Below are 12,646 nucleotides of genomic sequence, written 5' to 3'. Positions count from 1 at the left end.
TCTTCACCGAACCGCAACATAGGCCCTCAAACAGCCTTAAAATAGCCCCATTCCGCGACTTTCAGCCGAAATGCGATTTTCACATGCTATAATTGACACTCATTCGGCGCCCGCATCTGGGCGCGTTCTTTTGTTCCGAGAGCGAAGGAGTGTCAGTGGCAAACAAACCAGATCACTACGACGGTTCTGACATTCAAGTTCTAGAAGGACTTGAAGCTGTTCGCAAGCGCCCGGGCATGTACATCGGCTCCACCGGCCCCCGCGGTCTGCACCACCTGGTTTACGAGGTGGTCGACAACGCTGTGGACGAGGCCCTGGCCGGGTACTGCGATACCATCAAGGTGACCATCCATCCCGACAATTCCATCTCCTGCGAGGACAACGGCCGCGGTATTCCCGTGGACAAGCATCCCAAGGAGAAGATCCCCACCGTCGAGGTCGTGCTTACCATTCTGCACGCCGGCGGCAAATTCGGCGGTGAAGGCTACAAGGTTTCCGGCGGTTTGCACGGCGTCGGCGTTTCCGTTGTGAACGCCCTTTCCACGAAGGTGGAAGTGCAGGTGCGCCGCGATGGCAAGGAATACGAGATCGATTTCGATCACGGCAAGACCAAGACCAAGCTGCACGAGATCGGTAAGGCAAAGCACACGGGCACCACGGTCACGTTCTGGCCCGACCCCGACATCTTCACCGAGACCACGGTGTACGACTACGACACCCTGGCCGCCCGTTTCCGCGAGATGGCCTTCCTGAACCGCGGTCTGAAAATCATCCTCACCGACGAGCGCATCACCGACGCCGACGGCAACCCCCGCACTGAGGTGTTCCAGGCCATGGGCGGTATCGTCGACTTCGTGAAGTTCTTGAACGACGGCAAGGAGACCCTGAACAAGCCCATCTACTTCGAGGCCGAGAACGCCGACGGCACCGTGGAAGTGGCCCTGCAGTGGTCCAGCTCCTATTCCACCAACTCCGTCATGGCCTTCGCCAACAATATCAACACCCATGAGGGCGGCACGCATATGGACGGCTTCAAGCAGGCCATTACGCGTACCATCAACGATTACGCCCGCTCGAAGGGCCTTCTGAAGGAGAAGGATCCGAACCTCTCCGGCGAGGACGCCCGCGAGGGTCTGGCGGCCATCATCTCCGTGAAGCTGCACGATCCGCAATTCGAGGGCCAGACGAAGACGAAGCTCGGCAACACCGAGATCCGCCCGCTGGTGCAAAACGCCGTCGCCCAGGGCCTCGGCGAATACCTGGAGGAGAACCCCACGCCGGCCAAGCGCATCATCGGCAAGGCCACCCAGGCGCTGAAGGCCCGCGAGGCTGCTCGCAAGGCTCGCGAGATGACCCGTCGCAAGAACGTGCTCGACTCGTTCAGCATGCCTGGCAAGCTCGCCGACTGCGCCAGCAAGGACGCCTCCCAGTCCGAAATCTTCATTGTAGAGGGCGATTCCGCAGGCGGTTCGGCCAAGCAGGCCCGCGACCGCAAGTTCCAGGCCATCCTGCCTCTGCGCGGTAAGATTCTGAACGTGGAGCGCGCCGGCCTGCACCGCTCGCTGTCCTCCGACACCATCAGCTCGCTCATCACGGCCATCGGCACCAACATCGGCGAGGACTTCGACGCCGAGAAGGCCCGCTACCATCGCATCATCATCATGACCGATGCCGACGTCGACGGCGCGCACATCCGCTGCCTCTTGCTGACGTTCTTCTACCGCTACATGCCCGAGCTCATCAACCTCGGCTACATCTACATCGCCCAGCCGCCCATCTTCGGCCTGAAGAAGAAGAATTCCCGCAGCCCGAAGGTCGAGCGTTACATCTACGACGAGAAGGCGCTGTCCGCCACCCTGGCCGAGTACGACGACCCCAGCAAGTTCGATGTTCAGCGCTACAAGGGCCTCGGTGAGATGGACCCCGAGCAGCTGTGGGAAACCACCATGGAGCCGGCAACCCGCACGCTTCTGCAGGTGAACATCGACGACGCCGTGGAGGCCGAGCGCGTGGTGAGCGAGCTTATGGGCGAGCAGGTGGAGCCTCGCAAGGAATTCATCCAGAAACACGCCCGCGACGTCCGCTTCCTGGATATTTAGGAGAGCTAAATGGCTGATAACTTTGACGAATTCGACGACGACCGCGACGAGGTAGAGGCCGCCGAGGAGGACGCCCTGTACCTGGCCGAGGAAGTGAACACCGACGATGAGGGCGACGATGACGCGGAACTCGCCAGCGCCAGCTCCACCCTCGATGAAGAAGAAGACGTGGAAGACGCCGACGAAGATGGCAACGAGCCCGGCTTCATCTCCGAGGAAGAGCGAGCCCGCTCGTTGATGGTGGACATGCCCAACCCCCACGGCTCCATCATCGAGGGCGCCAACGGCGGCGAGGGCACCATCGTGCGCGCAGCGTTTCTCGGCAAGGAGATGCAGACCTCCTTTCTCGAGTACTCCATGTCCGTTATCGTCTCCCGCGCTCTGCCCGATGTACGCGACGGCCTGAAGCCGGTGCATCGCCGCATCCTGTACGCCATGAACGAGTCCGGCTACACGCCGAACAAGCCGCACATGAAGTCGGCCCGTACCGTCGGCGACGTGATCGGCAAGTACCATCCCCATGGCGACTTCGCCGTGTACGACACCATGGTGCGCCTGGCCCAGCCCTTCAGCCTGCGCCTGCCCCTCATCGACGGCCACGGCAACTTCGGCTCTATCGACGGCGACTCCGCCGCTGCCATGCGTTACACCGAGGCGCGTCTCGACAAGCCGGCTATGGAACTTTTGCGCGACCTGGACAAGGAAACGGTCGATTTCCAGCCCAACTACGACGAGTCGCTGCAGGAGCCTACGGTACTGCCGTCGCGCTTCCCGAATCTGCTGGTCAACGGCTCGAACGGCATCGCTGTCGGCATGGCCACCAACATCCCGCCCCACAACCTGGGTGAGGCCATCGACGCCACCTGCCTCATGATCGACAACCCAGACTGCACCACGGAAGACCTCCTCGGCGCCATGCCCGGCCCCGACTTCCCCACGGGCGGCCTCATCATGGGCAAGAAGGGCATTCTTGATGCCTACGAGACCGGCCACGGCAACCTCACCATCCGTGCGAAATGCGAGATCGAGGAAAAGAAGAACGGCCGCGCCTCCATCGTGGTGAAGGAAATCCCCTACCAGGTGAACCGCAAGCGCCTGCTGGAGAAGCTCGGCGAGCTGGTGCGCGACAAGAAGCTGCCCGAAATCAGCAACATCCACGACGCCGCCGACCGCAAGGGCATCGACATCATCATCGATCTGAAGTCCAACGCTATCCCGCAGGTGGTGCTGAACAAGCTGTTCAAGCACACCCAGCTGCAAGTGGGCTTCGGCTGCAACATGCTGGCCCTGGTGAACGGCACCCCGCGCGTGCTCTCGCTGAAGGAGATTCTTTTCTACTACATCGAGCACCAGAAAGACGTCGTCACCCGTCGCACCCGCTACGAGCTGGCCAAGGCCGAGGAGCGCGAGCACATCCTCGAGGGCTACATCATCGCGCTCGATAACATCGACGAGGTCATCCACATCATCCGCTCCTCCGAGACGGACAAGGAAGCCGCTGCGCGCCTCACCGAGCGCTTCGGTCTTTCCGAGAAGCAGACCAACGCCATCCTGGAAATGCGCCTGCGCCGCCTGACCGGCCTGGAGCGCACCAAGATCGAGGAAGAGTTGGCCGAGCTGCGCGAGAAGATCGCCTACTACAAACAGATCCTTGCCGACGAGAACCTGTTGAAGCAGGTCATCAAGGAAGAGCTGCAAGAGATCAAGAAGAAGTACAACACCCCGCGCCGCACCCGTCTGACCGGCGAGGCCAAGGATATCGAGGTGGAGGACCTCATCGCCGAAGAGAACATGGTCGTCACCATGACCAAGGCCGGCTATATCAAGCGCCTGCCCGTGAGCACCTACCGCCAGCAGAAGCGCGGCGGCAAGGGCATGCAAGGCGTGAACTTGAAGGACGCCGACTTCGTGGAGCACCTGTTTGTGGCTTCCACGCACTCCTACATGCTGTTCTTCTCCACCAAGGGCAAGGTCTACCGCCTGAAGGTGTACGAGATCCCCGAGGCCGGCCGTCATGCCCGCGGCACGGCCATCGTGAACCTGCTGCCGCTGGAGAAGGGCGAGTCCATCTCGGCCGTTATCGCCACGAAGGACTTCCCGGCCGAGGAGTTCCTCATGTTCGCCACGGCTCAGGGTAACGTGAAGAAGACCTCCATGGATCAGTACGACCGCACGCGCCGCGACGGCCTCATCGCCATCAACCTGAAGGACGGCGACGAGCTCATCTCCGTGAAGCGCGTGGCCAAGGGCGAGAAGGTCATCATGGTGTCCAGCGCCGGCAAGGCCATTCTGTGGGATGAGTCGGAGGCTCGCGCCATGGGCCGCGGCACCATGGGCGTGCGCGGCATGAACGTGCCGGCCGACGCTCACGTGCTCGGCATGGAAATCGCCAAGCCCGGCACTGACCTGTTCGTCATCACCGAAAAGGGCTACGGCAAGCGCACGAAGATCGAGGAATACCCCGAGCATCATCGCGGCGGCCAGGGCGTCTACACCATTACGATGACCCACAAGAAGGGCCTGCTGTCGGTCATGAAGATCGTCGGCCCCGATGACGAGATCATGATTGTCTCCGAGGACGGCGTCATTGTGCGCACCCCGGTGAAGGGCATCTCCGAGCTCGGCCGTTCCACCCAGGGCGTGAAGGTGATGAACGTCGCCGACAAGGACAAGGTGTGCGCGGTGGCCATCGCCTCCACCGGCAAGAAGAAGGCCAAGAAGGCGGCACCCGCCGACGAGAACCAGATGGGCCTGCTCGAGGAGGAGAGCGAGGAAGGCACTCTCGCCATCGACGACCTCGACGACCTCGACGACGATCTGGGCGACGAGGGAGAAGCGACGGAAGAGTAGCAAAACGTTAGAAAACGTGCTATAGTAGAAACACCAGCAAAGCCCGTCGTTTGGTTAACGGTTGAGCGGGCGGAGCGGGTTAACAACTTGAGGGACTAGTTGCTGCTAGTCCCTCTTGTCTATCCTCTCCATCCGTTGGTGCTTATACTCCCGCCACAGTGATAGCAAAGCTGTCACCACGTTGGCCATGGCGGCCAAAGCAATCAGGAATTCATTCATAGGCGAAACCTCCTTTGTAGTAGGTCCCGCCCGCACACGGACTTTGCTGGTTCAGTTATATTATCACAGATGAAAGAAAACTAAAGCTGTTCGATATCTCCGAAATCCTCGGGGGATATATGGTCGAGGAATGTCTTGAACGCCGCCAGTTCCTCTTCCGTCTGCTTCTCACCCTTGAAGAGAAACGGGAACGAAGAAGCGTCAAGTACCGTCTCTTCAATATAGAGCGGCGCATCTTGCCGAAGCGCCAGGGCAATGGCGTCGCTCGGCCGGGCGTCTAAGGTGATGAGTCGTCCTCCCTGGGAAAGAACCAGGTGCGCGAAGAACATCTGCCCCTTCGATCCGTAAATCACCATGGAATCGACGCGCGCATCCAAATTGGTGAGCGCATCTAGCATGAGGTCATGGGTCATGGGCCGCGCGAACTTCACATGCTCCAGTGCCATCCCGATTTGTGCCGCCTCGGTGGGGCCAATCCAAATGGGCACAACGCGCGCCTTCCCCGCTGGTGTCTCCTCTACGGGTTGCAGAACCAGCACGGACGGCTGGTTCTGCCCCGCCACCACCAATGTCAACACTTTCAACGGAACCATGCTTTGTCCTTTACTCTAGTTCGATGAGAACATGATTGCAGATTGAGCTTTCTATGTTTGATGTCTATTGTCTCATTGTTGAACCAAGCTTATTTAAACTTTTGGAATGTTTAACCGCTTAAGCCCATCTTCCGGTGACAAAAACATTGAGTCTAGGACGCGAAAAGCGACTTATACAGGCATTTCCGAAATAAAACAGGAGCAGGTTTGCCTGTATAACTCAAAATTCTTGCATCCTGGAGTTTCGAATGTCTGTATAAGTCGCTTTTCGCGCATCGAAAGGGAGGATGCTGTCACGGAAGGTGAAATAATTCATATTCTGATTAAGAGGATACTACTCGTGCCGTTCGCGGCGTGTCGTGTACGTTTTGGAAATCGGGAAAATTTTCCTTGACCTCACCTATGAAACAGGCTTAAGATAGTCAAGCACTTTTTCAAGGGCCCGTAGCTCAGTTGGTTAGAGCGCACGCCTGATAAGCGTGAGGTCGCTGGTTCAAATCCATTCGGGCCCACCATTACTTTGCGATAAACGCTCCACCGTGAGCCGAGTTAGCCGGTGGAGCGTTTATTATATTTCGGGCCAGAATCGGCCGATTTTCTTTAAACTGACGAAATCCCGAACGAGCAAAGTGATGACTGCTAGTGCATGCCATGGGGCGTTAGCTCAGCTGGGAGAGCGCGGGCTTTGCAAGCCTGAGGTCAGGGGTTCGATCCCCCTACGCTCCACCATAAACGAATCAGACGAACACCTTTGGGTGTTCGTCTTTTTGTAGCTGCCTGTTAAGGGAAGTAGAAGCAAGGAAGGGGACATGAGTCATCCCTAACGCATTGCCACTCGCTTAGCTGAGTGCCATTCGTTGAAAAGTAGTTATTGTTTGCCACAGATTGACTCCTTGCAGGGCGTTTTAATATAGTCATTACCCTGTCATTTACCTAGTCATCTTCTTTCGGGGTCTCTGTGAAATAGCGAAGAATCACCAGGTCAAAGCCTTGCAATTTGAAGAGAAGCCATAATTGTCTCATTTGTTGTCATTTTTGGCAGTAGACAAAAAATCTCAGATCAATAAAGTGATCCTTAGCATTGACAGAGAGCTAGCTTGCTAAAAGATGATTTGACGGGTAGACAATAGCCTGATGAGCCGTCTAAAATAGCAAGCAAGAGAGCAGGATTGCGAATCAGCTGACGAAGAGAGGCGGCTCTTCGCAATCAACGAGGAGAAGAGGATCGCCGACGCGCCCGAAGCCCCCGCTTCGCGCGCGTATAGGTGCATATAGCACCAGAGGCGATCGCGAGCAGCAGAGGAGACACAAATGAGGAAATCGGTCATGGGGGGGTCTCGCTGAAAAGAGAATTTTCGGCCGAAGCCTTCTAGCCTTTACTCTTGCAGCTACGTTGGCTTTTCCGGCAGCGAGTCTTTCTTTCGTTGCCCAGGCCTTTGCCGATGACCCTTCGAATGGTGATGCGGCAGAAGCTCCTGCCGCTCCTGTAGTCGACCCGGTCAAGAGCGGCGAAATTCACGGCATCGATTTCATGACCCCCACAGCTGAAGATGGTATGTGGGATCTCTTCCGCGTGGAAAACGGCGCGGGGAAGACCATCTATATAGAGGTTGAGAAAGACGGCAAAACCATCGCGCCGCGTTTCGCCTACGCTATTCCCGAGACGCAGGATACCGATCCCGAGGCAAAGGATGCCGACACTTCCGCGCCCGACTACGCTGGCGATGCCAACTCCTTTCGCATCGCCCAAATTGTCGCGCTGAAGATTGCACAGCCGGCTCCGGCGGCTCAGGATGCCGAGGCCCCAGCCTCGGTGCCGCAATCGTTGCATGACGTGTTTGGCGACCCGAACAATTTCCCTGCCTATACAGTGAAAGTGTTCGACGCGAAGCGCGGCGGTGACCCGTTGTACGCGGGCACTATTTGCCCCATCTACGCGAAGCTTGTCAACGACCCCGCCGTGCCGAATGAGGATGAGTGGAAGGTGCTCGGCATTCGCACGATCGATCCCAAAAACGACAAGTTCGCGGAAACGGTCGGCGCTGGTGCCAGCTACTATAAGAACCTCACGGGCGACATCCCCATTGTCTTCCAAAGCGCGGAAACCACCAAGGATGGCGAGCCCAAAGCCGAGGTGCAGGCCGCTGACACCACTCATGGCCAGCGCCTCGTCGTCACCTACGAGCAAGTTGACGCTGCCGCCATCTCCGGCGCCGTCAAGTACGTCGATGTCGATGGCAACATCATCGAAACGGAAATCGTGGAAAACCTCGGCGAAGGCAAAGAGGTTGCTATCAAGAAGTCTTTCTTCAAGACGACTACCGATGAGGCCGGCCAGGAGACCACGCATTATTATCGCGTCATCCAGCGTCTCACCGGCTCCACCATCATGCTGACGCCCGAGCAGGCCACGAAGCAGATTCGCGTTATGGAAGTGAAGAACACCGAAGCCGGCGCCTATCAGGTCACCATTAACTATGTGGACGATAACGGCAATACGTTGTGGACCGACAGCGTAGATGTGAAGGGCAAGGGCTACCAATACACCCTGCCGAACTCCTTTTCGATGAGCGCTGTCACGAATGCAGCGGATGCGCCTACCACCGACCGCGACAAGGGACAGTGGGGCGTCAACTACTACACGCTGGATTCTTGGACCATCGAGACCAATGCGACGGACGACAATGTGGCCATTGGGGCCCGCTCGGCGGAGACCCAGCAGGGCAATCCCGTCGTCGCCTTCGAAGCGGGCGAGTATCCGGCCGGCCGCACGGTAACGGCGAAGTACGTCTCGCAGGCCACTACGAAGAAGGTCAACCTCACCGTGATGGAAATCAACGGTGAGACGGGTGCTCTTATCGATAAGATCCACTACGAAGTCACCCCGGAGCAGACGGCCACCTACACCCCGGCCCCGAAGAACGGTCTGGTGCCGTGGTCTGGCAATATGGAGCCCATCACCTACGCGTGGGAAGATCTGGAAAAGGGCACCGACGTGCTCCAGTACGTCTACTACGTGCCGGAGGACTACACGCCGGGCGATACCTACGACATCACCGTGCAGTACATGAACATCGCCAACAGCCAGATTCTCCGCAGTGAGACCATCACCATCGATCCCGAAACGAACGACTTCGTGAACATCCTCGGCGAGGAGCAGTTCGCGCTCGGCGATGACACCTACGTGCGTCTGGCGGGTCAGGAAACGGCCATCCGCCATGCCTACTTCTCACCGGCGCGTACCTACACCATTTACTACCGCGATGTGAACGACGAGCTCAGCGCGCAGATCACTATTCGCCGCACGCAGATCGTCGACACCGAGCGCGTGGTGACGGTGCCGGGCACCACAGTGATGACGGCCGCTCCGGTTGCTGCCGCCCCCGCTGCGGAAGGAGCCGCTGCCGATGCTACGGCGCCGGCAACGGTTGATGCCGGTGTGGGCACAGGCGATGCCGCCGCGGTCATCAACGACGATGACAATCCGCTGGCGACGCTTGGCGGCCAGGACACCGGTACTGAGCGCGCTATCGTCGACGACGAGAACCCGCTGTACTCCGGCCTCGCCCAGGACGTGGCGACCTCCGGCTCGGGCATGGCGCTGGTCGTAGCCACGGGCGCTATCGTTCTCGTGGTCGCCGGCCTTGGCATCTACTGGTGGATGCGTCGCCGCAAAAAGAACGAGCAAACCGCAACCGATTCGATGAACGCTTAAAGGGAGGAGGACGACATGACCAAGTTGCTGCAGAACAAATCGATCATCAAATTCTTGGGAATCGCCCTGTCGATCCTACTGATCGTCGCCCTTGTCCCCCAGATCAACATCGCCTACGGCTCCAAGGACGACGTCCTAGCCGACACGGGCACGGAAGAATCCGTCGAAGATACGGACGATCTGGAAGGCGCCGAAGGTGCGGAAAATGCTGAAGGTGAAGAGGAGGGGGTCCTCTCAGAAGAAAACGTTTTAGACGGTGCAACTCTCGATGGGGAAGAGCCGCCTGCAGGCGAAGAGGCCGGGATCATGGCGACGGCGCTCCCCGAGGAGAATCCCGACGCAGGCGCCGAAACTCCCGCGGATACGACTTCCACGGCGTTGGCCAACAACGAATCGCATACCATTGAAGGCGACGTGACCAACACCTCTAGCCCTCTGACCTTCAGCGGGAATGGAGCCTACACCCTCACCGTCAATGGCACGCTTCACAGCGACATCAGAGTGACCAGCGGCGCTACGCTGTCCATTGTGGGGGCAGGCACAATCCAGGGATCGGGTATCAGTTCTGTCATAGCGATAGTTGGTTCTAACAGCAAGGTCATTCTCGGCACAGAAAACGGTGTAGGACCAACCGTTACAGGTGGCAAAGGATCGGAGAGCCCTGGTAACTTCAACAACGGCGCAGGCACGGTAGGCGGCGGCGTTTTTGTGAACGACGGGGCTAGCTTCATCATGCACAGCGGCGCCATCACCAAGAACGAAGCGGGCGCTGGTGGCGGTGTATTCGTGTGGAATGGTTGTCACTTCGAAATGACGGGCGGCGAGATCTCCAGTAACAAAGCAAAAGACCCCGATAAAACGGATGACTCCGATGGTCCTTTGCGTGCCCATGAAGGCGGCGGAATTTTTACTGACGCAAAAGACACCAAGATAACTGGTGGTTCCATCATTAACAATGAAACAGAGACTACTACCGACTGGGGCGGCGGTGGCATTTATATCAACAATAATGGCACCTTGATGATTCCCTCTGCCCTTATTACGAACAACAGCGCTGCTGGTCTGGGTGGAGGCGTTGCTGGCTGCCCTCATGCGAAAATTATTATCGGAGAGAAGGAAACAACCAGTGCAGGCCAGCTGGAAAGCAGCGCCGCAGTGTTCAAGAACACTGCTTCGGGAACGAGCTATCCTTTGAATACGGTGCTGCGGTTCAATGTTCCTGCGTCTGTTGTTTCTTCTGGTAAGAATGTTCCCTCGGGCGACTTCTTCCTTACTGGTATGGGCGAAGGCGAAATTGACAAATTACTAAACGGGGAGAATCCTGGCAACGTAGTCGATGGTAAGCTTACCTACGGATGGAGCACAAAATATACTCTTGAAAATAAGGATTATGTGAGCAAGTCTTTTAAGGTTGATCTTGCACAAGACTATTATTGTACTCTCGCGAGCTATGTTTCTGCGGATAATACTCTCGTGCGTGGGGATGGAGAAACTCTTGCTTGGCGGGGGTTCGAGGTTGGCATGCCTCCCGTGAACGGTTGTTCGGTGAGCGATACTGGATTGTGGTCAAGGGAAATCGGTATTCCTGTGGGCCAGAGCTATGAATCCCATGATGCCACCCTTTGTCTTACTAACACGGCTACTGCCGATAATGTGAACATAGCTCGAAGTGTCATCATAACAGGAAACAAAAGTGGAACTCACGGCGGTGGTATTGCCTGCAACGGCGCGATCAAGTTCGGAAAGTTCGACACGGAAGAAAAAACCACGGTGAACCCTTATACGATCTCGCTGACGAAGAAGATTGTTAACAGCCTAGGCGATCTTCTAGACACTGATTCCGATGACGTTTTCCGTTTCGAACTAACTGACAAAGAAACTAATGAGAAGTACGAGGGATACACTGAGAACGGCAATCTGCAATTTGCATTACCTGGTTTCGATGCCGAAGGAGAGAAAACGAAGACCTTCTCTCTGAAAGAGTGCTTAACCGGTGAACAAAAAGAAGCGGGATTTGTGTCCTCTATTCCCGACGGCATCGATGTTCATGTCAGTCTGAATGTCGAAAAAGAGGTGGCTAGCTACGAAGAAAAGGACAACAACGTTCTCCTGACTTCCACTACCTATACCACCAAGGTCAGCTCGGTGCAGATTGGCAATCAATCGGGCGACGATGCTGCGACAGTTACGAATACGCTGAACTTGAAGACGTCTGTGAACATTCCGGTGACGAAGATCGCTGATGGCATCGCGGCTGGCAGCTTTGCGTTCGGATTCAAGAAGATCGATAACATTGATGATGTTGTCAACGATCCGAGCAATCCTACGGAGCTTAAGCAGGCTAACAGCCTTGTCAGCATTGCTACAGCGGAGGGTGCAACCGTTAAGGAAACCGGGCAACTTGCAGAGTCAACAAAGCAGAAGGTTGAAGGTACGGTTTCCTTCGATACTGAAGAGTACACTGCACCGGGAACTTACTGGTATGCCATTGCTGAACAAAACGGGGGTACCCAAAACGTTGACAGCGGCGTGGATTACGATGGTACCACTTATCTTGTGAAGGTTGATGTAACGCTGTCCCCGGATAAGCGTAGCCTAGAAACGAGCCCGACTATCTACAAGGCGCCCGCCGGTGCAACCGCTCTCGAAAATGCGACGGAAGCTGGTATCAAGTTCGAAAACGTTGCCATGGAATATGCTGGGTTCAATCTGGGGCTGACGAAGCAGATTCTGACAACTCTTGACGAGAGCCTTCAGCTTAATGGGAAGACCTTCAACTTCGCGCTCTACGACGGTGAATCCAAAGTGGCTGAGGGAACGACAGGCCCAGATGGCAACCTCTCATTAGGAATTATTAACGATTCCGCTGACGAACCCTATGCGAAGAAAACCTTCGCTGACGGTACCAAGACAAGGGATTTCACTTTTACACTGAAGGAAGCTGTCCCCGAAGGCTCCAGCGACGATTTCCTTACTACTATTCCTGATGCTACCGTGGAGGTAACGCTGACCGCCGCGGGCAGCCGTGTCGTGTCTGAAAATGGCCACACGGTGTATAAAGTGGAGCCCACTGAGTATTGCGGCATCCTCGGGTGGTGATTCCGCAATGCGTCAGTGCGCAAATCCATTGGCCATCGGTGCGCGCTTGCGCCGACAATCGGGCTGGGAGT

The 12,646-nt window shown here is 56.9% G+C and carries 5 protein-coding genes and 2 tRNA genes; 6 read left to right on the top strand and 1 reads right to left on the bottom strand.

Annotation, left to right across the window (positions count from 1 at the left end; all coding sequences use genetic code 11):
• Positions 1-155 precede the first annotated feature (155 nt).
• Both gyrB and gyrA read left to right on the top strand, forming a co-directional pair.
• Positions 156-2,099 (top strand): DNA topoisomerase (ATP-hydrolyzing) subunit B, encoded by a 1,944-nt coding sequence (gene gyrB / locus ACW4QM_RS02275; RefSeq protein WP_114538855.1) that lies wholly within the window; start codon positions 156-158, stop codon positions 2,097-2,099.
• A 246-nt stretch (positions 2,100-2,345) separates the two neighbouring features.
• Positions 2,346-4,949, top strand: a complete 2,604-nt coding sequence (gene gyrA, locus ACW4QM_RS02270; protein ID WP_417000850.1) for a DNA gyrase subunit A — start codon at positions 2,346-2,348, stop codon at positions 4,947-4,949.
• Positions 4,950-5,248: 299 nt separating this feature from the next.
• On the opposite strand, the gene ACW4QM_RS02265 is transcribed toward gyrA, so the two are convergent.
• Positions 5,249-5,761, bottom strand: coding sequence for a bifunctional nuclease family protein (locus ACW4QM_RS02265; protein ID WP_157011803.1), 513 nt, complete (start codon positions 5,759-5,761; stop codon positions 5,249-5,251).
• A gap of 438 nt (positions 5,762-6,199) precedes the next feature.
• Here ACW4QM_RS02265 and ACW4QM_RS02260 point away from each other — a divergent pair.
• The 4 genes from ACW4QM_RS02260 (at position 6,200) to ACW4QM_RS02245 (ending at position 12,575) form a co-directional block, all read left to right on the top strand.
• Positions 6,200-6,276: transfer RNA gene (locus tag ACW4QM_RS02260), tRNA-Ile, on the top strand.
• 138 nt (positions 6,277-6,414) lie between these two features.
• Positions 6,415-6,490, top strand: a tRNA-Ala gene (locus tag ACW4QM_RS02255).
• Positions 6,491-7,292: 802 nt separating this feature from the next.
• Positions 7,293-9,476: a MucBP domain-containing protein gene (locus ACW4QM_RS02250; RefSeq protein WP_455798163.1), complete on the top strand. Its 2,184-nt coding sequence runs from the start codon at positions 7,293-7,295 to the stop codon at positions 9,474-9,476.
• Between the two features lie 15 nt (positions 9,477-9,491).
• On the top strand, positions 9,492-12,575 hold the full coding sequence (locus ACW4QM_RS02245) for a Spy0128 family protein (protein ID WP_455798162.1): 3,084 nt from the start codon (positions 9,492-9,494) through the stop codon (positions 12,573-12,575).
• Positions 12,576-12,646: the final 71 nt, after the last annotated feature.

This window comes from Adlercreutzia sp. CNCM I-6207 (genome assembly GCF_977072305.1).
The sequence above is the reverse complement of the archived record's forward strand: the minus strand, read 5'-3'. Positions and strand labels throughout refer to the sequence as shown.

Coding starts and splice junctions, on each gene's coding strand:
- ACW4QM_RS02250 (WP_455798163.1), top strand. CDS start 7,293: ATGACCCCCACAGCTGAAGATGGTATGTGGGATCTCTTCCGCGTGGAA.
- gyrA (WP_417000850.1), top strand. CDS start 2,346: ATGCCCAACCCCCACGGCTCCATCATCGAGGGCGCCAACGGCGGCGAG.
- ACW4QM_RS02245 (WP_455798162.1), top strand. CDS start 9,492: ATGACCAAGTTGCTGCAGAACAAATCGATCATCAAATTCTTGGGAATC.
- ACW4QM_RS02265 (WP_157011803.1), bottom strand. CDS start 5,761: ATGGTTCCGTTGAAAGTGTTGACATTGGTGGTGGCGGGGCAGAACCAG.